22 protein-coding genes and 1 pseudogene are annotated in these 23,032 nt (G+C 41.6%); 9 read left to right on the forward strand and 14 right to left on the reverse strand.

Translation table 11 applies throughout. The features are described from left to right. Positions 1–115 precede the first annotated feature (115 nt). A complete protein-coding gene (gene gss, locus CVP04_RS08495; protein ID WP_100297084.1) occupies positions 116–2,008 on the forward strand; it encodes a bifunctional glutathionylspermidine amidase/synthase in 1,893 nt (630 codons plus the stop codon). Position 2,009: 1 nt separating this feature from the next. Continuing rightward, positions 2,010–2,368, forward strand: a pseudogene (locus tag CVP04_RS08500) (Spx/MgsR family RNA polymerase-binding regulatory protein). A gap of 72 nt (positions 2,369–2,440) precedes the next feature. On the opposite strand, the gene dhaM reads toward CVP04_RS08500, so the two are convergent. Genes dhaM through dhaK form a run of 3 tightly spaced genes read right to left on the reverse strand, consistent with a single transcriptional unit; the run spans position 2,441 to position 4,570 of the window. Next, positions 2,441–2,848, reverse strand: a complete 408-nt coding sequence (gene dhaM / locus CVP04_RS08505) for a dihydroxyacetone kinase phosphoryl donor subunit DhaM (RefSeq protein ID WP_100297085.1) — start codon at positions 2,846–2,848, stop codon at positions 2,441–2,443. An 8-nt stretch (positions 2,849–2,856) separates the two neighbouring features. After that, entirely contained in the window at positions 2,857–3,483 is a 627-nt protein-coding gene (gene dhaL, locus CVP04_RS08510; RefSeq protein ID WP_100297086.1) for a dihydroxyacetone kinase subunit DhaL, read from the reverse strand. Positions 3,484–3,499: 16 nt separating this feature from the next. Continuing rightward, entirely contained in the window at positions 3,500–4,570 is a 1,071-nt protein-coding gene (gene dhaK, locus CVP04_RS08515; protein WP_100297087.1) for a dihydroxyacetone kinase subunit DhaK, read from the reverse strand. Between the two features lie 235 nt (positions 4,571–4,805). On the opposite strand from dhaK, the gene dapE reads away from it, so the two are divergent. From dapE to cpdA, 5 genes are all read left to right on the forward strand, one after another. Continuing rightward, positions 4,806–5,939, forward strand: coding sequence for a succinyl-diaminopimelate desuccinylase (gene dapE, locus CVP04_RS08520; protein WP_100297088.1), 1,134 nt, complete (start codon positions 4,806–4,808; stop codon positions 5,937–5,939). Positions 5,940–5,950: 11 nt separating this feature from the next. Continuing rightward, entirely contained in the window at positions 5,951–6,631 is a 681-nt protein-coding gene (locus tag CVP04_RS08525; protein WP_100297089.1) for a M15 family metallopeptidase, read from the forward strand. A gap of 6 nt (positions 6,632–6,637) precedes the next feature. Then, positions 6,638–7,063, forward strand: coding sequence for a phosphate-starvation-inducible protein PsiE (psiE, locus tag CVP04_RS08530; RefSeq protein WP_100297090.1), 426 nt, complete (start codon positions 6,638–6,640; stop codon positions 7,061–7,063). A 195-nt stretch (positions 7,064–7,258) separates the two neighbouring features. Further along, positions 7,259–7,882 (forward strand): ADP-ribose diphosphatase, encoded by a 624-nt coding sequence (gene nudF, locus CVP04_RS08535; RefSeq protein ID WP_100297091.1) that lies wholly within the window; start codon positions 7,259–7,261, stop codon positions 7,880–7,882. A 138-nt stretch (positions 7,883–8,020) separates the two neighbouring features. Continuing rightward, positions 8,021–8,851 carry a 3',5'-cyclic-AMP phosphodiesterase gene (gene cpdA, locus CVP04_RS08540; RefSeq protein ID WP_100297092.1) on the forward strand — a complete coding sequence of 277 codons (831 nt, stop codon included), beginning with the start codon at positions 8,021–8,023 and terminating at the stop codon, positions 8,849–8,851. A gap of 44 nt (positions 8,852–8,895) precedes the next feature. Here the strand turns inward: cpdA and CVP04_RS08545 are convergent, their stop codons facing one another. The 5 genes from CVP04_RS08545 to CVP04_RS08565 all read right to left on the reverse strand — a co-directional run bounded on the left by CVP04_RS08545 (position 8,896) and on the right by CVP04_RS08565 (position 15,279). After that, a complete protein-coding gene (locus CVP04_RS08545; RefSeq protein ID WP_100297093.1) occupies positions 8,896–10,071 on the reverse strand; it encodes an FAD-dependent monooxygenase in 1,176 nt (391 codons plus the stop codon). Between the two features lie 265 nt (positions 10,072–10,336). Next, positions 10,337–11,635 (reverse strand): adenylosuccinate synthase, encoded by a 1,299-nt coding sequence (gene purA / locus CVP04_RS08550; RefSeq protein WP_100297094.1) that lies wholly within the window; start codon positions 11,633–11,635, stop codon positions 10,337–10,339. 158 nt (positions 11,636–11,793) lie between these two features. After that, positions 11,794–13,146, reverse strand: a complete 1,353-nt coding sequence (gene lysC / locus CVP04_RS08555) for a lysine-sensitive aspartokinase 3 (protein ID WP_100297095.1) — start codon at positions 13,144–13,146, stop codon at positions 11,794–11,796. Between the two features lie 196 nt (positions 13,147–13,342). Beyond that, entirely contained in the window at positions 13,343–14,599 is a 1,257-nt protein-coding gene (gene proA / locus CVP04_RS08560) for a glutamate-5-semialdehyde dehydrogenase (protein ID WP_100297096.1), read from the reverse strand. Between the two features lie 8 nt (positions 14,600–14,607). Then, positions 14,608–15,279, reverse strand: coding sequence for a trimeric intracellular cation channel family protein (locus CVP04_RS08565; RefSeq protein WP_100297097.1), 672 nt, complete (start codon positions 15,277–15,279; stop codon positions 14,608–14,610). Between the two features lie 177 nt (positions 15,280–15,456). Here CVP04_RS08565 and CVP04_RS08570 point away from each other — a divergent pair, with 177 nt between their 5' ends. Then, positions 15,457–16,257, forward strand: coding sequence for a hypothetical protein (locus CVP04_RS08570; protein WP_100297098.1), 801 nt, complete (start codon positions 15,457–15,459; stop codon positions 16,255–16,257). A gap of 53 nt (positions 16,258–16,310) precedes the next feature. Here CVP04_RS08570 and CVP04_RS08575 read toward each other — a convergent pair whose 3' ends face one another. Then, a complete protein-coding gene (locus CVP04_RS08575) occupies positions 16,311–16,874 on the reverse strand; it encodes a hypothetical protein (RefSeq protein ID WP_100297099.1) in 564 nt (187 codons plus the stop codon). Positions 16,875–17,617: 743 nt separating this feature from the next. On the opposite strand from CVP04_RS08575, the gene CVP04_RS08580 reads away from it, so the two are divergent. Then, positions 17,618–18,103 carry a hypothetical protein gene (locus CVP04_RS08580; RefSeq protein WP_100297100.1) on the forward strand — a complete coding sequence of 162 codons (486 nt, stop codon included), beginning with the start codon at positions 17,618–17,620 and terminating at the stop codon, positions 18,101–18,103. A 244-nt stretch (positions 18,104–18,347) separates the two neighbouring features. Here the strand turns inward: CVP04_RS08580 and CVP04_RS08585 are convergent, their stop codons facing one another. From CVP04_RS08585 to CVP04_RS08605, 5 genes are all read right to left on the reverse strand, one after another. Further along, on the reverse strand, positions 18,348–19,112 hold the full coding sequence (locus CVP04_RS08585; RefSeq protein ID WP_100297106.1) for a tyrosine-type recombinase/integrase: 765 nt from the start codon (positions 19,110–19,112) through the stop codon (positions 18,348–18,350). Positions 19,113–19,267: 155 nt separating this feature from the next. Further along, positions 19,268–21,196, reverse strand: a complete 1,929-nt coding sequence (gene mobH / locus CVP04_RS08590; protein WP_100297101.1) for a MobH family relaxase — start codon at positions 21,194–21,196, stop codon at positions 19,268–19,270. A gap of 96 nt (positions 21,197–21,292) precedes the next feature. After that, complete coding sequence (locus CVP04_RS08595) at positions 21,293–21,895, reverse strand: recombinase family protein (protein ID WP_100297102.1); 603 nt, start codon at positions 21,893–21,895, stop codon at positions 21,293–21,295. Further along, positions 21,895–22,185 carry a hypothetical protein gene (locus CVP04_RS08600; protein ID WP_100297103.1) on the reverse strand — a complete coding sequence of 97 codons (291 nt, stop codon included), beginning with the start codon at positions 22,183–22,185 and terminating at the stop codon, positions 21,895–21,897. The genes CVP04_RS08595 and CVP04_RS08600 overlap by 1 nt, the downstream gene beginning before the upstream one ends. A 42-nt stretch (positions 22,186–22,227) precedes the next feature. Beyond that, complete coding sequence (locus CVP04_RS08605; protein WP_100297104.1) at positions 22,228–22,602, reverse strand: hypothetical protein; 375 nt, start codon at positions 22,600–22,602, stop codon at positions 22,228–22,230. Between the last annotated feature and the right edge of the window lie 430 nt (positions 22,603–23,032).

Below are 23,032 nucleotides of genomic sequence, written 5' to 3' on the forward strand. Positions count from 1 at the left end.
TACCGAGTTTTAAAACTTGCGCAAAATCCACCGCACTTTTGTTTACGGCTCTTTTTGTTTTCGGCTGAAATTAGGTCTATACTAACTTCCTATTATTTTTTACTCGGAGTTTGTTATGTCGGAAATCTCGCCGAATATTTCCACGCACGATCCTTTCGGTAGTTTACTAGGTTACGCGCCGGGCGGCGTGGCGATTTATTCATCGGATTATGAAACCGCCGATAAACGGGAATATCCTGATGACGCCGCATTTCGCAGCTATTTGGATCGCGAATATATGGGGTATAAATGGCAGTGTGTGGAATTTGCCCGCCGTTATTTATATTTAAATTACGGAATGGTTTTCACCGATGTGGGAATGGCGTATGAAATTTTTTCATTACGTTTTTTGCGTCAAGTAGTGAACGATGCTTTAGTGCCGTTGCAAGCTTTTGCCAACGGCAGCCGGAAAAAGCCGGAATCCGGCGCGTTATTGATTTGGCAAGAAGGCGGGGAATTTCAGGAAACCGGTCACGTCGCCGTTATCACCGAAGTATTCGAAGATAAAATTCGTATTGCCGAACAAAATGTGATCCATTATCGCTTGCCAAGCGGTCAACAATGGACGCGCGAATTACCGATGACGCGCGAAAACGGCGGTTATCGCTTGCACGATACTTTTGACGACACCGAAATTCTCGGTTGGATGATTCAAACGGAAGATACTCGTTACAGTTTGTCGCAGCCGATGCCAAGTGGCGATCTGCTGCAAATTCGCACCGAACAACTGGAAAATCACGGTCAATTTAACGGAAACTGGTTGAACGAAGCGGATCCTTTCGAACAACTTTATGTGCGTGCAATGGGCGGACATCGGATTCATCGCGGCGATCCTTATCGCTATTTCACGATTTCGGAAAGTGCGCAACACGAATTGATTCGCGCCACTAATGAATTGCATTTAATGTATTTACACGCCACCGATAAAGTGCTGAAAGATGATAACTTATTGGCATATTTCAATATTCCAAAATTATTATGGCCGCGCTTACGCTTGTCTTGGCAAAATCGGCGTTATCAAACGGTATCGGGTCGGTTGGATTTTTGCTTAAACGAGCGCGGCTTAAAAGTGTATGAATATAACGCAGATTCCGCTTCCTGCCACGCGGAAGCCGGCGCGATTTTGGGGCGCTGGGCGCAAACGGGCGGTAACGTGCAAGGCGAAGATCCGAGTAGTGGCTTGCGCGATGCGCTGGCGGATTGCTGGAAACATCGAGATAACACATCGCTTGTACATATTATGCAGGATCACGATAGCGAAGAAGATTATCACGCAATGTTTATGCGTTCCGCCTTGTTGCAAGCGGGTTATCGAACCAAGATTATTCGCAATACGGAGGGCTTGCATTGGGATAAACGCGGGCGCTTGTTGGATGATGAAAATAATCCGGTGCTAAGCGTGTGGAAAACTTGGGCGTGGGAAACAATGTTGGAGCAGCTGCGCGAAGAAACCGGCGGGAAAGCGGTAGCACCGCCGATTCGCACCGGCTATCCGGAAGATAAAGTACGCTTAATCGATGTGCTATTGCGTCCCGAAGTGCTGGTTTATGAACCGCTTTGGACGGCAATTCCGAGCAATAAAGCCATTTTGCCAGTGTTGTGGTCATTATTTCCGCAACATCGTTATTTATTGGAAGCGAGCTTTGAATTAACGGACGAATTGATTCGTAACGGTTATGCGAAAAAGCCGATCGCCGGACGTTGCGGTAATAACGTTACCTTAGTCGGCGAAGAGAAACAGGTTTTAGGTGAAACCGACGGGCGTTTTGATCGTCAGGAATATATTTATCAACAACTTTGGTGTTTGCCGAAAGTGGCGGATCAATATGTTCAAGTTTGCACTTTTACGGTCGGCGGACATTACGGCGGCAGTTGTTTACGTTCGGACACTTCACGTGTAATAGTGGGCAACAGTGATATGCAGCCATTGCGTGTCGTGGCGGATAAATTATATTTAAAAGGAGAATAATATGTTGAAAGTTTATGGTATTAAACAATGCGACACGGTGAAAAAGCCTTGAATTGGTTGAAGGAAAACGGCATTGAAGCGAGCTTGTGGGATTTTCGCACCGACGGCATTACGGCGGACTGGCTGGCGGCGGCCGAGCAGCAATTCGGTTGGGAACAGTTGACGAATAAACGTAGCACGACGTGGCGCAATTTGGATCCGTCGTTGAAAGAAAATTGGTCAAAAACCACCGCACTTGAGACCTTATTGGCACAACCGACCTTAATCAAACGCCCGATTATTCTGCAAGAGGGCATTGCATTAATCGGCTTTGATGTGAAAAGTTATGCCCAAACTTTGGGACAATTAGGCGGAAAATAACGCTTTTTATGATTTGGTTAGGTAAAAGCATAAGCCTATTTCGCTTATGCTTTTAAGATAAACCGCGGCAAATTAATTTTCGCCTTGTTGCAGTTTCAATGCGGCAGCGTTTGCCGCTTCTGCAAGTACGGTAGCGAGGTTATCTCCGCCGGATGCCGCAACAACCGCTGCCATTGCGCCTTCAACTAAAGGTGCGTAGCTTATTACCACATTTTCCGCCATTTCGGGATCGAGCAGATCTAATGCGGTTTCTGCGCTTAATACGGCGCTGCCTAAATCCACAAAAATTACCACGCCGTCTTTATCATAAACCGATTCAATGGCTTGCATAATTTTTACTGCGTCCGTGCCGATAGGATTGTCGGGATCGTCGATACCTGCGGCAACGGCGATTCGGCAATTTTGCGCCATCTGCTGCAATAATTCGGCGACACCTTCCGCCAATTTCAAGCTGTGCGATACTAACACTAAGTTAACCATAACAGCTCCTATTTCACTGCGTCATATAAGGCTTGCAGAATATAGCAAGTGGAGGTTGCGCCCGGATCTTGGTGACCTGCGCTACGTTCCGCCAAATAGCTGGCACGCCCTTTTCTTGCCACAAGCGGAATCGTCGCGGCTAAATATTCTTGCGATTTTTTCACCGCACTTTCCAGCAGATCCGAAATGGCGGTTTGTTCGTCGGCATCGGCTAAATCTTGCAATAACGGCAACCAAACATCGCACATCGTTTTATCGCCGATTTCCGCTTTGCCGCGCGACACAATACCTTCCACGCCGCTTTTAATGCATTGATAAAGTTCCGCAGCGGAAAGGTTTTCTTTTCCCGCCGCACTTTGCGCGCCCTTGATGAAAAACGTGCCATAAAGCGGGCCGCTTGCGCCGCCCACTTGAGAAAGTAACGTCATTCCGACGGTTTTCAAAATTGTGCCGATATCTTTATCCTCTACGGTCGGTAATTTTTCGATTACCTTGCTGAACCCCCGCTGCATATTTAAACCGTGATCGCCGTCGCCGATGTCCGTATCCAGCTGAGTGAGATAATCACGTTGTTCGGTTAACACGAGGTGGCAATTTTCAAACCATTGCAAAATCTGTTGTTTTGTAATGCTCATAATTTTTCCTTACTACTTATTTGCCCCAACGTAATGCCGGTGTGTTGACCGGTGCATCCCACAATTCAAGAAGATCATCATCGACTTTTAACAAAGTGACGGAGATGCCTTGCATATCAAGAGACGTGCAATAGGAGCCGATTAATTGACGTTCTATAGTTAACCCGAACGCTTCGCAACATTCGCTGAATTTGTTGTACACGCCGTAAAGCTCGGAAAGCGGCACCGCGCCTAAATTATTGACTAATGCAATTACGCGATCGCCTTTTTGTAATGCGGCTTTAGCGACTTGATTTTCTTGCCATTGATTATTTTCGTGATCCCAGCGGCGAATAGTGCGTTCATATGCGCCGTTTTCAATTAAGGTATTAAACATTTGTTCGATGGTTTGATCCAAGTTCACGAATTCCCGCCGTTCAATACCCGGTTCGCCGTGAATGCCCACGCCGAATTCCATTTCGTTTTCTGCTAAGGTGAAAGAGGGTTTGCCGGCGGCGGGAACGGTACAAGCGCCCAAGGCAATACCGATAGAATGTCCTTGGTTATTCAATTTTTCACCCAATGCGGCGAGTTGATCCAAGTGATAGCCTTTATCTGCCGCTGCACCTAAGATTTTTTCAATCAACACCGTATTCGCAACACCACGGCGTCCGGCGGTATATAAGCTGTCTTTCACCGCCACATCGTCGTCAACCAATACGGTGGCGACTTTAACGCCTGCGTCGGCTAATAATTCGGCGGCAGTTTCGAAGTTCAATACGTCACCGGTGTAATTTTTAATCAATAATAGGACGCCTTCGCCGCTATCGACGGCAAGTCCGCATTCGAATATTTGATCCGGCGTCGGCGAGGTAAAAATCGCGCCCGGACAAGCGGCGTCCAACATTCCTTCACCGACGAACCCTGCGTGCATCGGTTCGTGACCGCTACCGCCGCCGGAAATAACGGCGACTTTTCCGCTGACCGGCGAATCGGCGCGGCGCACAAAAACAGGTTCTTCATTTAATACGAGGTTGGAATGGGCTTTGGCAAGTCCTTTAAGTTGTTCGGATAAAACGGTTTCAACGGAGTTAATGAGCTTTTTCATACAATCGTCCTCTGCTTTATGGTTGAAAATTGAAATTATTTTAGCGTAAAGGAAAAAATATTTTTGTTATCACAGTCACAAAAACCAAAATGAGCGAAAAGGAAAATAATTTTCTCAATACTGTGAAGCTCTGTAAGCGCAAAGTGCGGTGAAAAAATTTTTCTTTTTAAAGATTAAGGCGGGCTGTTATATAATGAAGCCGATTTAAGAAAAAACCGATTAAATAGAGTAAAAAATGAAACAAAGCATAATTGATCTTGCACAACAACTTATTCGACGACCTTCAATCAGTCCGGATGATCAAGGCTGTCAGCAACTTATCGCCGAACGTTTGGCAAAATTAGGTTTCCGCATTGAATGGATGCCTTTTAACGATACCTTGAATTTATGGGCAACGCACGGCAGCAGCGCACCGGTGACGGCATTTGCCGGACATACGGATGTAGTGCCGGTCGGCGATGAAAATTTGTGGCAATATCCGCCGTTCGACGCACAAATTATTGATGATATGTTATACGGGCGCGGCGCAGCGGATATGAAAGGATCCTTGGCGTCGATGATTGTCGCGGCGGAAGAATATGTGAAAACTAATCCGAATCATTCGGGCACGATTGCCTTTTTGATCACCTCCGACGAAGAAGCCGCGGCAAAAGACGGCACAGTGCGCGTGGTAGAAAGCCTAATGGCGCGCGGTGAAAAAATCGATTATTGTATGGTGGGCGAGCCTTCAAGTGCGGTTAAATTGGGCGATGTTGTGAAAAACGGACGACGCGGTTCCATTACCGGTAATTTGTTTATTCAAGGCGTGCAAGGACACGTCGCTTATCCGCATTTGGCGGATAATCCGGTACATAAAGCCTTGGGATTTTTGACGGAATTGACCGCTTATCAATGGGATAACGGAAATGCGTTTTTTCCGCCGACCAGTTTACAAATCGCCAATATTCAAGCGGGAACCGGCAGTAATAACGTAATTCCGGGCGAACTTTATGTTCAATTCAATTTACGTTATTGCACGGAAGTCACGGATGAAATCATTAAACAAAAAGTAGCGGAAATGCTGGAAAAACACGGGTTGACTTATCGTATCGAATGGAATTTATCCGGCAAACCGTTTTTAACTCAACCGGGCAAATTGGTTAATGCGGTGGTGGATAGCGTGGCGCAATTTACCGGCATTACACCGAATTTGGAAACCGGCGGCGGCACCTCCGACGGGCGTTTTATCGCTTTAATGGGCGCGGAAGTGGTGGAGCTCGGACCGTTAAACGCCACTATTCATAAAGTAAACGAATGCGTTTCTTGCGAAGATTTGGCGACTTTAGGCGAAATTTATCGCCAAATGCTTGTTAACTTGCTTGATGCCTAAGCGAGGAAGAAATGATTTTGACGGAACAAATGTTGACGGGCAAATCGCGCGATCATTTACAACCCTTGCCTTGTCCGTTTTCATCGAATCACTTTTTGCAAGCCGACGCGGTGAAAGCTTTTCAGGCGTTGCAAAAAAGTGCGGTGAAAAATGGCTTTGATTTACAACCGGCGAGCAGTTTTCGCGATTTCCAACGCCAGCAAGTCATTTGGAACGCAAAATTTCAAGGCGAACGAAAAGTGCACGATGATCAAGGAAATGCGCTGGATTTGACCGCACTTTCCGATTGGGAAAAATGCCGAATGATTTTACGTTGGTCGGCATTACCGGGCGCTAGTCGTCATCATTGGGGAACGGAAATCGATATTTTTGATCCGAATTTATTGCCGTCGCAACAAAGCTTACAACTGGAACCTTGGGAATACGAACAAGGCGGTTATTTTTTCGAACTTAGCCAATGGCTACAGGAAAATCTTGCGCGGTTTGATTTCGTCTTGCCGTTTTTAAACGTGCCGGAAAACGTCACAATCGGACGCGAACCTTGGCACATCAGCTATCTTCCTTTGGCGCAACAAGCGGCGCAACAATTCGGCAGCGAGGTGTTGCTACGCGCGTGGCAAGATGAAGAAATTGCGGGAAAACCCGTTTTAGTCGCGCATTTAGCGGACATTTTCGAACATTTTTTTATTTAGGAAAGTATGGAAAAACGAAACACGGAAGAAAATCTGAGTTATTTCAGTAAAGGCATTTCAACCTTATTACAGTGGGTTTTGAATATTTCACTATCGGTTTTGGCGGTGATTTTGGTGATCTTTCTCGCCAAAGAAACTTACGGCTTGGTGTCGGTGCTATTTGATCATTCCAAAGAAGCGTCGTATTTATTGGTGGAGAAAATCGTCGTGTATTTTCTTTATTTTGAATTTTTAGCGCTCATTGTTAAATATTTCAAGACCAATTATCACTTCCCGCTGCGTTATTTTATCTATATCGGCATTACCGCAATGGTACGTTTAATCATTGTGGATCACTCCAGCCCGATCAACGCACTTTTATTTTCCGGAGCGATTTTATTAATGGTAATCGCATTATTTTTAGTCAGCTCCGATCGTTTAAGAAAAAGTTAAGATTTGTATCATAGAATGTGTCTCCTTTAGGATTTTTGACGGTAAAACCGGTTAAAACAAAATGGAGGAGGCACACTTTCATTTATTTTTTGTGATTCATATCAAAATTTCAAAATTAATTATAATAATTACATTTTTTTTGTAAAAATTCCAGTATGCTAATCAACGTGTCACGTTTTAGCTAAGGAGCGAGGTATGTCCGAACGTAATGAATTTTCACAGCAAGATATTGAAATACTCGATGAAGAAACCTTGTATAAAGGTTTTTTTGAACTGAAACGAATCCGCTTTAAACATAAACTTTTTGCCGGCGGAACTAGCGGAGTCGTGACCAGAGAATTGCTCGTGAAAGGTGCGGCATCGGCGGTGGTAGCTTACGATCCGCAAGCGGATAGCGTTGTGCTGGTGGAACAAGTACGCATCGGCGCTTATGATCCGCAATCGTCGCAATCTCCTTGGTTGCTTGAATTGATCGCTGGAATGGTGGAAAAAGGCGAAATGCCGGAAGAAGTGGCGTTGCGCGAAAGCGAGGAAGAAGCAGGCGTGAAAATCGAACATTTACGTCACGCGATAAGTTTTTGGGACAGTCCGGGCGGCGTATTGGAGCGAATTCATATTTTTGCCGGCAAAGTGGACAGCACAACGGCAAAAGGCTTGCACGGTTTAGCGGAAGAACACGAAGATATTCGCGTGCGTGTGGTGAAACGCGAAACTGCTTACCAATGGGTTTGCGAAGGTAAAATTGATAACGGCATTGCCGTCACCGGGTTATTGTGGTTGGAATTAAATTATCGAAAACTGCAAAATGATTGGCGTTAAAAATGTGAGCCGTATTGGATTTTTATAAGAAAATCAACAAAAAATATGACATAGGTAGCATTTTTTATATTTGGATAATGACATTTTTTTTGAAATTCGTAACTTATAGTGAGTTTGTAATATTAGGGAGAGGCTATCTTGGTAAATACTTATACATACCACACCTCTGAAAACGTTATTCGATTGGTGCAAATTACTGATCCGCATCTATTTAAGGATGAAAAAGGCGAGCTATTAGGGATTAATACGCAAGCTAGTTTTAATCAAGTGTTAACGGAAATCGGGCAAAGCGATTTTAATTACGACATCGTATTGGCAACGGGCGATTTGGTACAAGACAGTAGCGACGAGGGTTACTTACGTTTTTGCGAAAATGTAAAATCCTTGCAAAAAACCGTGTTTTGGATTCCGGGCAACCACGATTTTCAACCGAAAATGTTTGATATTTTGAATCAACATCACGGTAATATTAGCCCGATTAAACATATTTTATTAGGCGAACATTGGCAAATTCTATTGTTAGACAGCCAAGTGTTCGGCGTACCGCACGGACAACTGGGGCAGTATCAAATCGATTGGTTGGAAGCGAAATTAAAAGAACATCCGCAGCGTTATTCCTTGGTGGTGCTACATCACCATATTTTACCGACGAATTCCGCGTGGTTGGATCAACATAACTTGCGTAATTCCCTTGATTTGGCTTATACGCTTGCACCTTTTGCCAAGGTTCGCGGCATTTTATGCGGGCATATTCACCAACAAATCGACGGTGAATGGAACGGTTATAAAATAATGGCAACACCGTCCACTTGTATTCAATTCAAACCGGACAGCAACAGTTTTGCGTTAGATACCTTACAACCCGGTTGGCGGGAAATCGAATTACATCACGACGGTCGTATCGAAACCCGTGTGAAACGTATTCAGCACGCCGAATTTCTGCCGAATATGTTGGGGGATGGCTATTAAACCGCAGAAACCATTACTTAACCGCCTGTTATCAGGCGGTTTTTTTATAATCCTAAGGCGTATTTTAACGCTTGTTTCTTGAGTGGCGTCGCTTTATCAGCGGCGAAAAACGCTAAATTGCGCGCGATTTTTAGCGGCAATAAGGGTTCTTTGAACGATTTATAGAACAGATCCATTCCGCTTTGCATTAGTAAATTATCTGGTTTGCGCATTCGTTGATAGCGTATAAACAAATTTTCATCCGTAAAATCTTGTCCTTTTTGCACCGCACTTTCCAGTATATCCAACAAAGTTTTCACGTCTTTAAAGCCGAGATTCACGCCTTGTCCGGCAAGCGGATTGATGGTATGCGCGGCATCGCCAACTAAAATTACACCTCGGTTAAAATAACGTTGTGCGTGCCGACGAACCAGCTCAAAACTGCCGGCGCATTGCACGCGAATATCACCTAAGCGCGGTGGAAAAGCTTGACGGATTTCTTCACCCAATTTTTCGGCGGATAAACTTTGTAATTGACGAATTTTTTGCGGGCTGTCATACCATACTAAACAAGCTTGTTGACCGAGCAACGGCAAAAAGGCGCGCGGGCCGGAAGGGTAGAATTGTTGCCAAGTGATATCTTGTTGCGGCAAGTCGGTATCCACCACAATCAGCATACAATTTTGTCGATATTGCCAACCGGTCAAACCGATACCGGCAAGTTGACGGAGTTGAGAGTTCGCACCGTCGGCGGCAATAACCAGCGGCGCGCAATAGGTTTCTTGATTATTTAAAAAAATGTGCCAATTTTCACCGTACTTTTCCGTCTGTGTAATTTCCACGTTTAGTGAAGCGGTGATATTGTCCTGTCCGGCGAAAGATTGCCATAACCCCAGTTGAATCAGGTTATTTTCAATCATATAACCGAGCTCGCTCAGCTGCAATTCATCGCTATGAAAACGAGTGGAAAACCCCTCGATTTCCCAAGTTTCCAACGCACGATAAGGACACACGCGCATTTTTTCGATATATTGCCACGCACCAAGGCGTTTTAATAAATTCACCGAAGCAACACTCACGGCAGAAATACGCAGATCATAAGGCGCATCCGGCTGATATTGCGGCAACCCCGCGCGTTCGATAATATGAACCTGTAAACCTAATTTCCCCAAACCCGCCGCACAAGCAGCTCCAACCATACCACCGCCGACAATAATAATATCTTTTTGTTTCACTGCCATTTGCTTCTCCGTTTGTTTTTCGGACGTCTTATTTTTACCAAAGTATGCGGAAAAAATCATCACCCGCGAGTGATTTTTGATATTTTACCCTGTAAAAGAAATATCAAAAATAAAAAATCTTTTAATCATAAACTTTATTAAGAAATTAAGTGGAAAAGGCAATATCTTTGTCCTTTGAGGTTTAAAAATCTTCTGTCGCAGTTTTGAAATTACAGAATAAAAAACCTCCGAGCATTTCGGAGGTTTTGTTTATTGTAGTGACGATTTATGCGGCGAAAGGATCGCGTAAAATCATTGTTTCGACACGATCCGGGCCGGTTGATAGGATATCTACCGGTACGCCGGTGACTTCTTCAATACGTTTGATGTAATTGCGTGTATTTTGCGGAAGTTGATTAATGTCGGTGACGCCGAAGGTGTTTTCTTTCCAGCCCGGCATTGTTTCGTAAACCGGTTCGACGCCTTCCCAGTCTTTTGCAGCGAGCGGGGCGTATTCGACGATTTCACCGTTCGGCATTTTGTAGCCTACGCAAATTTTGACTTCGTCGAAACCGTCTAAAACGTCTAGTTTGGTCATACAGAAACCGGAAATGGAGTTGACTTGAATCGCGCGGCGAATCGCTACGGCATCAAACCAGCCGCAGCGACGCGGACGACCGGTTACCGCACCGAATTCGTTACCTTTGCGTGCGATTTCTGCGCCGACGTCATCGAATAATTCGGTAGTGAACGGGCCGCCGCCGACACGGGTACAATAAGCTTTCACGATACCTAATACATAATTAATATGACGCGGGCCGAAACCGGAGCCGGTGGATACGCCGCCTGCCGTGGTGTTGGAGCTGGTCACATAAGGATAAGTACCTTGGTCGATGTCTAACATTGTGCCTTGTGCGCCTTCGAATAAAATGTTATCGCCGTTTTTACGCGCGGTATCCAAAATTGTGGTGACGTCCGCGACCATACCGGTAATCACATCGGCAACGGCAAAAACTTCGTCTAAGGTTTTTTGATAATCTACCGGTTCGACTGTGTAGTAGTGAACTAATTGGAAATTGTAATATTCTAAAATATTTTTCAATTTTTCGGCAAAAGCGGCGCGATCAAATAAATCGCCGACACGCAATCCGCGGCGTGCAACTTTGTCCTCATAAGCCGGGCCGATACCGCGACCGGTCGTACCGATGGCTTTTTTGCCGAGTGCCGCTTCGCGAGCGTGATCCATTGCAACGTGATAAGGTAAGATTAACGGGCAAGCTTCGGAAATTAATAAACGCTCGCGCACTTTGATGCCGCGGCTTTCCAATTCGCCCATTTCTTGCATTAATGCGGAAGGTGAAAGCACTACGCCGTTACCGATTAAGCAGGTGACGTTATCGCGTAAAATACCGGAAGGAATTAAACGCAACACGGTTTTTTCGCCATTGATAATCAACGTATGACCGGCGTTATGTCCGCCTTGATAACGCACGACATATTTTACTCGATCGGTCAGTAAGTCAACGATTTTACCTTTACCTTCATCGCCCCATTGAGCGCCTAAGATAACAACACTTTTTCCCATATATTCCGCCTTTTAAGCTTAAGTTTTAAATAAACGAACAAACAATTACTTTACTATTTTATCCGTTCAATCTCAATGCAAATTATGTATTTCTTTGATAAATTCGCGTAAATAAAAAAGAGCGGTCGTTTTTCCACCGCTCTTTTTTGTTAATAAAATTATTCGAATAATTTTTTGTGTAAAACACGCACAATGTCGTCGGCTTGCGCGCTTTGTACCAACATACAAATATTGTTTGTGCTGGCGCCGTAGCTGATCATTCGGACATTGTAAGGTTCTAAGGTGTCGAAAATTTGTTTTGCGACGCCGGCGGTGATGTGTAAATCATTGCCGACTAACGCGACTAAGGATAATCCGGTATCGACTTTCACGCTGGAGACTTCGCTTAATTCCGCTAATAATTCTGCGGACAGCATATTGGCGCCGGATGATGCGGAACCAGTTTTATCCAAGGTTAAGGCTACGCTCACTTCGGATGTAGTGATGGTATCGACCGAAATTTTATGTTTTGCCAAAATGCCGAATACATTGGCTAAAAAGCCTTGTGCGTGCAGCATACTGAGGCTGGATAAGGTGACTAAGGTTTGGTCGCGACGTAACGCGATAGCACGGAATGTTGGACGCGGTTGCGGATCGCGCGTGACCCAAGTGCCACCGTCTTGAGGTGCTTTACTGGAGCCTACATAAACCGGAATATTGCTGCGCACGGCAGGAAGTAAGGTTGCCGGATGTAAAACTTTCGCTCCGAAAGTCGCCATTTCGGCAGCTTCGGCGAAGCTCATCGTGTCGATGCGTTTTGCTGCCGGCACGATACGCGGATCGGTAGTGTAGATACCGGCGACGTCCGTCCAAATTAATACGTCTTTCGCGTGTAGCACTTCCGCCAATAATGCGGCGGAGTAGTCGCTACCGCCGCGACCTAAAGTGGTGGTTTTTCCTTGCGGATCGCGACCGATAAAGCCTTGCGTGATGACTAATTCGCCGCGATCGATCAACGGTTTTAATACGTTATCGCTGTTTTTCTGTGTTTGTTCATCGTTTGGCGCCGCTTTACCGAAATTGCTGTTGGTGGCGACCACGGTGCGCACGTCAACCCAAGTGGCGTTCTTGTTTAATTCTTTCAAAACTTGAACGAAAATTAAAGTGGACATCATTTCGCCTTGGCAAATTAATTCGTCCGTTAATGCGGTTGAAGTGGCAAGACTTGCGGCTTCGGCTAAGGCTTCGATGGTTTTTAAAATCGCTTCGATTTTTTCCCGCACTTGAGAAGCATCTTGCAATTCGTTTAAGATATTTTCTTGAATTTGACGCACTTCTGCGATTAATTTTGCGCGTTCAGCGGCATCACAGCCGTTGGCTAAGGCGACTAATAAATTGGTTACGCCGGCGGAGGCGGAAAGCACGACAACGCGGGTATTTGGATCGGCGATAACGATTTTCGCACAAGCGGTCATCGCTGCGTGATTGGCGACGCTGGTACCGCCGAATTTTGCTACGGAAAGATTGGACATAGATAACTTCCTTCTTTGTTAATTTGTTAATTATGAAAATGTTGTGTTTGATATAGAAATAACGACTTCGTAGAAAATTGTCAAATGAAATTTTGCAAAAAATAAATCTAAATCTAATTAGTTCGATTAGATTTAGATTTTTTATAAAATTACCACAGCTTTTTTTCGTTAATTCTTGTGAAAGGGCGTCACTTGTTTATCGGGAAACATAGTCGCCGCTACACACCCATTTATAAGAGGTTAAGGCTTCTAATCCCATTGGGCCGCGCGCGTGTAATTTTTGCGTGCTGACCGCCACTTCCGCGCCTAAACCGAATTGTCCGCCGTCGGTAAAACGCGTGCTGGCGTTGACATACACTGCCGCGGCATCCGTTTGATTGATAAATTGTTGTGCCAAACGCGGCGATTCGGTCAAAATCGCTTCCGAATGTTGAGTGCCGTATTCGGCGATATGTGCAATGGCTTGTTCGATATTTTCTACGATGACTACGTTTAAATCCGGCGAACCCCATTCTTGGCGCAGTTCCTCTTCGCGAACGGGAGACGCATCGGCGCCGGCGGATTGAAGAATGGAAAGTGCGGTGGAATCTGCGTGATATTTTACGTTTTTCGGTTTTAAATAATCGACCAATTTCGGTAAAAAGGTTGGTGCGATAGAGGCTTGCACCAATAACGTTTCCAACGTGTTGCAAGTGCTCGGGCGTTGGGTTTTTGCATTGGCGATCACCGACAAGGCACGCTCTTGATCGGCGGATTGTTCGACAAACGTATGACAAACACCCACGCCGCCGATAATAATCGGAATGGTGGAATGTTGTTTGCAAAGCTCGTGCAATTTGGCGCCGCCGCGCGGAATAATCATATCCACATAACGATCTAATTTTAGCAGCTGCATTACCAACTCGCGATCCGGATCGGTAATGGCTTGTACGGCGAATTTCGGCAAGCCGGATCGTTCCAACGCTTGTTGTACCACTTCGACCAAAATTCGGTTCGAATGACAGGTTTCTTTTCCGCCGCGTAAAATTACTGCGTTGCCGGTTTTTAAGCAAAGTGCGGCGACGTCGATCGTAACATTTGGACGCGCTTCGTAAATGGTGCCGATCACGCCGAGCGGCACGCGCACGCGTTCGACTTTCAAACCACTGTCTAACGTGCCGCCGTCGATAATTTTTCCCACCGGATCTGCCAAGGAAACAATGTGACGAACATCATCGGCAATGGCTTGTAGGCGCTCTTGGGTGAGCAATAAACGGTCGATTAACGCGGCGGAAAGCCCTTGCTGTTCGGCAGCTTGAATATCTTTCGCGTTTGCCGCTAAAATCGCCGGCGCGTGAGTTTCCAACTGTTCGGCGATGATCATTAATGCGTTATTTTTCTGCTTTTCTGATAATTGCGCTAAGGCAAAAGCGGCTTGTTTAGCCTGTTTGCCAAGAGTGATTAATGCTGTCATTCGTTATCCTATTTTATTTTTTTCGGTAGTTTATCATCATTCTTTTTGTCGGCGATTTCCTGTTCTTGATAGTCGAAAACAGGCAAGCCCCATTCGAAATAAATCGCCGCCAATCGAATGATAAATCCGCTGATTAAGGTGATAATCACCACGAGATTTTGATTGAGTTGAAGTTGTTGTAAGCCAATATAAATGCTTGTCGCCAGTAATGCAACACTGGCATAGAGTTCTTTTTGAAACACGAGCGGAATACGGTTGCACAGTAAATCGCGCAAAACGCCGCCGAATGCGCCGGTGATGATTGCGGCGATTATCGCGACGGTGAATCCGTGTCCCATATCCAAGGCGATTTGTGCGCCGATAATGGAAAAAACGATCAATCCGACGGCATCCAATACTAAGAAGATCGTTCGAAAATAACGCATAAAATGCCGGATAAAAGGCGCAACGACTACGGTTAATACCGCCGCACCGGCTACGATTAAAAAATAATGCGGATTTTTCACCCAGCCTAGCGGATAATGTCCGAGCAATACATCGCGCACCGAACCGCCGCCGATCGCCGTCATCGAGGCGATGATGATTACGCCGAAAATATCCATTTTTTCCCGACCGGCGGCCAGTGCGCCGGTAATGGCTTCGGCGGTAATTCCGATGATATATAACACGCTTAACAGCATAAATTTCCTTATAAAAGTGCGGTGATTTTCGGCAATATTTTAGAGGCGAACGCGAAAAAATGCCAGCGACAAAACGGCGCTTTCATATCGATCATAAAGGAAAATTTTGCTTATTTTTGACCGCACTTTTAATTTTTTGCATAATAGCGCTTTTATTTCATTCGATTAGGATTCGTTATGTCAGAACAGCCGAAATACGGTTTATTGCTTTCCTTGTTGCCGATAATGTTGTTGGCTGCGGTGGATATTTTCGCATTGTATTTACAACCTTACGCCAAAGCCTTGCCGCATTTAAGCGTTGCAGTGCTTATCGCACAATTATTGTGCATTGTGGTGTTTGTTAAAGGCGAAATTTGTAACGGGCAGCGCGCGAGATTAATTAAAGCGAATTTATATTGTCTGGCGTATTGGATTGTTTGGCTGATTCTCAGCTTATTTTCGACGTACCATTATATTTTGACGGATATTGTGTGTTTGTGCGGCATAATGTTGACGATCGCAATTTGGCAACAGCCGCAAGACGAACTAATGCGTCGCTCGATATTAATCTTGGGCGCTTTATTGGGCGGATTAGGCATTGTGACTTATTTCTTCTTATTTATGGATATACCGCCGTTAAACTTTTTACAATATAACTTCTTTGCTCAACTTATTAGCGGAATTTTGCTTGCGCATTTATTATTGCTTATCGCGCGCAATCGCCTGCAAGGATTTATCGCTTTGTTACCTTTGGCGGCAGCGGCGACCTTGTTTATTAATGCCTTAGTCGTGTTAGGATTATTAGTTTATGCGCAGTCAAGTGCGGTGATTTTTAGTAATGAATTGGCAGTAAGTTTATATTTTCTTTTGCATTTAGTTTGCGCGGCGATTCTTGCTATATTTATTTTCCGAAAATGGACATTCGATTATTATTCTTTGTTCCTTCTATTATTTATTAGCGCAAGTTTTCCCCTTTGGATGACATTCGCTTATTTATAACGAAAGAAAAAGCGCGGAAATCGATTTACCGCGCTTTTAGTTTTTACATCAAATTATTTTGCGATTTTTTTCAAATATTCGACTAAATCTTCTTGTGATGTTACGAGAATTTCGCTACCGTCGGCAAACACTAATTTACCGGCAAGGGTTTTCATTTCAATATTGCTTTTCGGATCTAAAAAGATCGGGCGGCTGGTTTCTGACACCATATCGATATTTTTAGTTAAAAAGACGTTTTCGGTTTTTTTCGGCTCTAAAGGTTTTTCAAAAATGACCGGAATATTGGAAATATCGATAATCGCCATATCCACACCGGCAAGACTGAACCATTGGATTTCTTTGATCGGTTTGTCACCTAAGTTTTCTACGCGATAAGTGAAAGAAACGACGTCTTTACCGTCTTTATCTTTGCCGATATTTCTTTCCGTCGGCACGATACGGACAGCGCTGTTAAAGCGGTTTAAGCTTTCTTGTTGCGCTTTATCGGTCGGTGCGTTTTGTTGCTGCTGTTGTGCCGCCGGTGCTTGTGGTTTGCTTTGTTTATCGTTACAAGCAGTTAAAAACAACGCGGAGCTGACGGCAACAGTGGTAAGAATGAGAGATTTTTTGAATTTCATTTTGATTTCCATTGGTTAATTTAAAAACATATTGATTTAAAAAACGTGATTTTATCACGTTTTTGTTAAATAAGACTGATTCGGCAAGATTGTTTTGCCGCAAATCTTCTTAATAAGTGCGAGCTTAGACAGACAAAAAGACAATTAGTGCGATTTTTTTGTTTTTTAATGCAAAAAAGAAAGAAGAAATAGGGAAGCGGATAAGGTTGAGTTAAAAGCGCGGTGAATTTCAGGCATAAAAAAAGCCGCATTTAGCGACTGTCTTTCAAAATTTCTTACTGTTTTAATGGTGCCCGAGGCCAGACTTGAACTGGCACGACTCGAAAGTCGAGGGATTTTAAATCCCTTGGGTTTGTGGTCTAAGTAAGAAAAATCATCGAAACAACACTCTATTTATGTACCTAGCCAATACATTCCAAGATTTGTCTCAAATTCTTGACGGATCCTATACTACGCTATTTTAAAAGTTTGTAAAGCCTGAAAGATCCAAAATCTGTTATTTTTTTGCTTATTTTGTGATCGTTATAGCAAGATTAATGGGGCAAAGTCATCACTTGCAAGTCAAAATATGATGGGCAGGGTTAAAATGAGCATAACAGAAAGAAATTGAAAAATGTTCTTACGCCCCATATAATTGAATTACCTATCAAAGATAGGGCGTAAAATGGGTGTCTCGCTACCTTAAAGGTAAATAATAAAATGGGAGTCCGAACATAACATTATTTCAAAAAGGTTTTTGCATAATGATATATGCTCATTATAGAACAAATGGCAGTTTGCTAGATCTTCCTATTGAAGAATACTTAAAGCGAGTAACGAACCCTAAAACACCTATTTATATAGTGGGGAAATTTCCACCGACCAATGAAACATTGGTTGCCGGTGATATTTGGCTCTACAGAGGTAAGCATACTTGGAAATTTGGTTTAGATCATATTTGGGAGGGGCGAAAATTAGAACTCAAGAAAAGAGGGGTCTATACTGTTAAAGAATTAGTTAATTTTTTAATTCTGCTCATTAATAAGCGTACTCCAATTTATCCAGAGCCAAAACATACGAAAGCTGCAATCATCAAAAGTTCGAAAGGTGCGGTTATCGTTGAAAACATAGCTGATGATTATAGTGCTGTAACGCTCTTACTTGCGACACCAGCAAGCCCACTGCCTGTACAAAGACGATGGGGTAATAAACCACTTAACACGATTAAAACTGATTGCAAAATTATTTAGATAGGTATATGATAAAGTTACTGTAAGAGATAGGAGTTCTTGCAAGCGACTTGAAAGGCAATGAGCTCTTTACTAAGCAGGGCGTTCTCGCTTAACGCTGGAGCCAGTGTTCGAATGAACCAACATAAGGCAACATATCTGCGGTTTCTGCGGATCTTATGGAAAACTGTCTCGGCTGGTAATTATTTTAATTTGTGTAATAGCAGAGTAAAAACCCGGATATTTTCGGGTTTTTTGTTATCAATTATAGCATATCTACATATTCTCTAATCATATCAACATTATGTTCAATATAACCTAAAGTTGTTTTTATATCCTTATGTCCCAATAATTTCTGAGCAACATAAACATTATTTGGATCTTTCATCAGCAGAGTTGCTGCAGTATGCCGAAAACGATGTGGAGATACTGTAAACCCAACGCATTTAGAAAGAACTTTGAATATATGAGTAAGCTGTTCTTGATTCATCTCGAAACCTCGTCTTTTAATTGCGTGAGAAAATAAATTAAAATTAAATAATTGTTCTTTATCTGATTGTTTATGCTTTTTTAATTCAAAAATTAATCGTTCAAGATGTGGATATAGTTTTTCTGATATAGGGATTATATGAAAATCGTGGTTTTTATTAATTGATGGCTCAATAAAAATTGTTCTATTATCTAAATTTACATTATAAATCCTTAATTTCAATAATTGACTTCTTCGCATTGCTGTATATCTCAGAGTCATTATTAACGCTATTATAAACCAACGAGGTTCTAGAATCTCGGGCAAAATACTATTTTTATCTAAGATATAAGATATTTTATTTAATTGATTTTTAGTCAATGTTTTCTTTTTATTTTTTCCTTGTTTAATAAAAAGTCCATCAAATGGATTTTGTTCGATACTAATTAAATTATGCTTAATAGCAAAAGAAAATATAGCTTTTAAGTGCCGATTATAACTATTCCAAGTTATTGGTTTTATTGTGGTATCAACAATTTTCTTTCTCCAATTTAAAATCATTATTTGAGTGATATCGTTAGGGGTAACCTCTGGATATTCGGCAGTTAAAAGTCGAATAACTTTTTCATAAGTTTGTATAGTGGTTGGTCTTAAATGGCGATAGAAAAAAAAATGTATCCAACATTTTTTCAAATGAAATTGTATTTTTCATAGAGTTATCCTTCAATTAAAGTCAGACGTTGATTAGGTAACAACACCTTGCTACCCAAAAATAGTTCTGTGTTCGGTATCAAGTAACCGGTTAAGCGTGAGCTTTTTCTCGGTCCAATAACTGAACAACACCAGAAGTTTACGCTATCTTGCTTATTCTTGTCAGATATAATGCGCTTTTTATGTAAGCCTAGTGCTTGAAAAGCATACTGTAAGGCAATGACATCTTTCTGTTCATAGACTTCACCTGATTGCTGGAAATATAGTTCAAATATAGACGGGCTAACCAAAAACAAATTAATATGCCCAACTTCATCTTTAACGAGATGAATTTTGGCAGTAGTTTTATTGATAGGGAACCTATCTTCAAATATTCCTTTTTTAAGCCAATTTATAAACCTATCTCCTGTGCTTTCGTGAATCTCAGCTGAAATTTTACAACTTTTATCTGAATCAGTCTTTTTAATTATTGGCTGAGGCTGTTTTTCTAGAATAGTTGTTTCCATCACAATCGCATCATCAACAGTATTAATTAATTCTTGGGGACTTTTTTCAAATAAATTCAATAAGTATTTAGTAGAGTCTTCTTCAATATTATTTGTTGAATCTGTACTATTATTGGTAATAGGTATACTAATATTTTCTTGAGAGTTATTTTCTATGTTTTCCTGTGATTGGATTTGAATTTTTTCTTCACCAGAAAAATTTATTGACGTTTTTTTAACTGGCTTCTCATTTGAAATTTCCTTATCGTCATTGTTTACAATGATAATATTGCCGGCAAAATATTTTGGATGATCATCTATATTATCCCACGCTATTTCAGGTTTAATTCTAAGCAGACTGAATGTATTTGGTGGGGACCAACCTGAATCTGCTTTTATTCGACAATGCCAAATTGCAGTATTTTCCATAGTACTTTCAACAATACCGTAAGACTGCATTTCATCAAATAATTTTCTATTATCGTGTGGTACGGAAATGCCTTGCTCCATTAAATAAGCTCGAATTTGATCGGCAGTAGTTTTACTCATTAACCATAAGCCATCTTGTGTAAACCAACCATCTGCCGGGCCTTGGGGGGTATTGATTTTCAATTTTTGTTGCAGTAAATGGCGTAACGCTAAAAGTAATTGTTTTGATAATGACTGTATAGGTCGCTGAACCACTTTATTAATATCGCCACCGAGAGCTAATGTAGTGCTGTATTGATCCGCTTTTTGTACAATTTCAGACAACAAACCACCTTTATCATAATGCCCGGACATCACATACATTAAGGTTGAAAACACAGCTGGATATTGAGCTAACCAATCAAATGCTTCTTTAGGTATTAAATAATTACCTAAAAAACTACCTAAAACAGGGTGTAACTCGTAGTCTCTACCTTTGATGTACTTGAACTTATAAGGTTGAGAGGGAAGACCATTCCAAGCAAACCACTGTTGTCCGTTTTGTAACTGTATTTCAATATCGACAACAATTTTTCCTATATCGTGAACCAGAGCTGCATAAATAGCAGCTGCAGTCCACGCATCTCGTTGCTTTGATTGTTCTTCTGGAGCAGCATTTTGAGGTAAGACGTAATTCTGCCGTAATTTGGCTGCAAATGTGATAACTTCCAAGCCGTGATCTAACATTCCACCTAAGTGAGCGTGATGATGATTTTCTGAGGCTGGTAATAATTGCACCATTTCGGCATAACGTTCAATAGGTTGTTGATATATTGAATTGAACATTTCTTTAGTCATTGAAACTTGCTGCCAAATTAAGCCTAAATATTTTTGTCTCAGTTCGGTATTCAATAAAGTTGTCGCAGGATAAGGATAAATCCAGCCATCTGCATTTTGATGTGGGAAAAGTGCGGCGGAATTCTTGGGAATTTCCACATTAGATTTAGTAGTATGAAACAGATTTTTGAGTAATTTTAGCATAGTAAAACCTATATGAATGTGTACGCCATAAAGCTCTTTGGCCTTTTGGCCCTTTCGAGTAAGACCTTTCCCCTTGGAAAGGTTTACCCTTAGCCGTCAGGCTCCCTTACCTTTTGCCATTTCTGTTTTTAACCGACGTTTCACATTGGTTACTGTTGCTTCAGAAATTTGATATTTTTTTGCTGCTTCAGCTAAAGATATACCGTTTTGAAAATCCAACATCATTTTCTGCTTTATTTCCGGGGTTATTTTTGATGGGCGACCACCTTTGGCTTTTATATTACCAGCTGCAATTTTAGCTCGTTTCCCCTCTTGAGTACGTTCAACAATAAAGCTACGTTCTAATTCGGCAAGTAAACCTAACAGATGGATGAGAGCCATTGATACTGGGTCAGATTTTTGGTTAGTATCAATACTCTTATCTAAAGCAATAAAACCGATATTATTTCGTTTAAAATATTCGAGAGCATTTAAACATTGGGATAAGCTACGTCCTAGTCGGTCAAATTTTGTAACGACTACGGTATCCCCCTCTCGGATATAATTAAATAACTCATCCAGTTGTTTCTGATTATTTAGAGCTTTACCAGAGTGCTTTCCAGTAAATATTTTTTTGCAACCAAACGCCTTTAATGCGTCCAGTTGTTCATTTAAATCTTGTCTTTGTGTGCTTACTCTTGCGTAACCGATTAAAGACATTAAATAAACTCCTTCTGTTTACAAAAAAGTAAAGCGTCGGTTAAGGCTATTTCTGGGCTACCGTATTGAGCATTAAAGCTATCAATAATCACTTTATTTATATCAACAATACGCCATTCAAATACACCGCGCCAAAAATAAACCTCGACATATCCAGAAAAATCTAACGGTAAAGAATAAATAATTGAGCCGTTTTCATCTCCCTCAAATTCAGGCTTTCTTAGCATTAAATAGCTGTTTTCCCACGTTCTAGGTTGTAGTATGCTTCTTGTAATTGATAGGTATTCCATTTTTTTTCCTTTCTTTTTTATATTTTGTTTGGATGTAAAAATTTATCTATTTTGCTTGTTTTTCTGATTTAAGATTTTATCTTGCTCAATTTCGCTCTTATAACGTTCAATTTCTTCGAATGATAATAAACCTTTTATTGCTATTTTACAGATATTTTTATTTAGTTCTTCTATGGCAAATACCTCATCTTTTAATTCGGGATAAATATTAAGTAAAGTATTAGAGATTCCTTTTATCCCTTTTGATGATAAACAATGTAATCCTATTATTTCTGCTGGTTTCATATGAAAATATATACTTTCATATATTATGTATCTATGGGTGTTATCAATATATTCTTTAGAAAAGTTTTTCCCAAATACAAAAAATGGGAGTGTTAACAAAATTATTGTTAATGCTTTTTTTTCTTTTTTCATATTTATTCCTTATGTTAAAAACTTTTAATTAATACAGATTTATACATTTTTAAGTTTAAAATAAGATCTGTGTTTTGTGGTTATAATAATTTCTCTATCCTAACAATGGCTAAGTTTTCACGATCAAAATATCAAATTTCAGATCTAGTGATATTATATTTAAGTTTGTGATTTGTTATAAATATAAATAACTCCATATTTTAGTATATTGAATTTTATAAATTATTACTTTCTTGAGCTTTCTTATAAAGTTTTTTAAAAACTTAATTTCTAAATATATTTGGGGGATGACGTAAATACGGATTTAACAATAATAAAATAAAACAAGAAAATACGGATAATGGAGCGATGGGGTTTCTTATGATTAAAATAATTTCATTAGGATTTATCGACTTTACTGGTTCAGTGGTTATAAATGCAAAAAATATCA

The organism is Caviibacterium pharyngocola (genome assembly GCF_002795405.1).
Lineage (GTDB): Bacteria > Pseudomonadota > Gammaproteobacteria > Enterobacterales > Pasteurellaceae > Caviibacterium > Caviibacterium pharyngocola.